1 protein-coding gene is annotated in these 833 nt (G+C 37.6%); it reads left to right on the forward strand.

Annotation, left to right across the window (positions count from 1 at the left end; genetic code table 11):
* A partial coding sequence (locus tag MM236_RS18045) for a hypothetical protein (protein ID WP_241276393.1) occupies nt 1-273 on the forward strand: 273 nt, incomplete at its 5' end.
* Nucleotides 274-833: the final 560 nt, after the last annotated feature.

Here is an 833-nt window from a genome sequence, read left to right on the forward strand (position 1 = left end):
TGTTCGCAGATTTTTATGTTGGGTTTTGGATTTTTTAAGTTTTTGTCCTTTCTGGGTAAATCTGCGGTATCTGCGGGAGAAAAATTATTGCCCGCTGATTACGCTGATGTTCGCAGATTTTTATGTTGGGTTTTGGATTTTTTAAGTTTTTGTCCTTTCTGGGTAAATCTGCGGTATCTGCGGGAGAAAAATTATTGCCCGCTGATTACGCTGATGTTCGCAGATTTTTATGTTGTGTTTTGGATTTTTTATGTTTTTGTACTTTCTGCGTAACTGTGGTATCTGCGGGAGAAAAATTATTACCCGCTGATTACGCTGATGTTCGCAGATTTTTATGTTGTGTTTTGGATTTTTTATGTTTTTGTACTTTCTGCGTAAATCTGTGGTATCTGCGGGAGAAAAATTATGTCCCGCTGATTACGCTGATGTTCGCAGATTTTTATGTTGGGTTTTGGATTTTTTATGTTTTTGTACTTTCTGCGTAAATCTGCGGTATTTGTGGGAGAAAAATTATGGCCCGCTGATTACGCTGATGTTCGCAGATTTTTATGTTGTGTTTTGGATTTTTTATGTTTTTGTACTTTCTGCGTAAATCTGTGGTATCTGCGGGAGAAGAATTATTGCCCGCTGATTACGCTGATGTTCGCAGATTTTTATGTTGTGTTTTGGATTTTTTCAAGTTTTTGTACTTTCTGCGTAAATCTGCGGTATCTGCGGGAGAAGAATTATTGCCCGCTGATTACGCTGATGTTCGCAGATTTTTATGTTGTGTTTTGGATTTTTTATGTTTTTGTACTTTCTGCGGAAATCTGTGGTATCTGCGGGAGAAGAAT

Origin of the sequence: Belliella calami (assembly GCF_022549695.1) — a bacterium.
Classification (GTDB): Bacteria; Bacteroidota; Bacteroidia; order Cytophagales; family Cyclobacteriaceae; genus Belliella; species Belliella calami.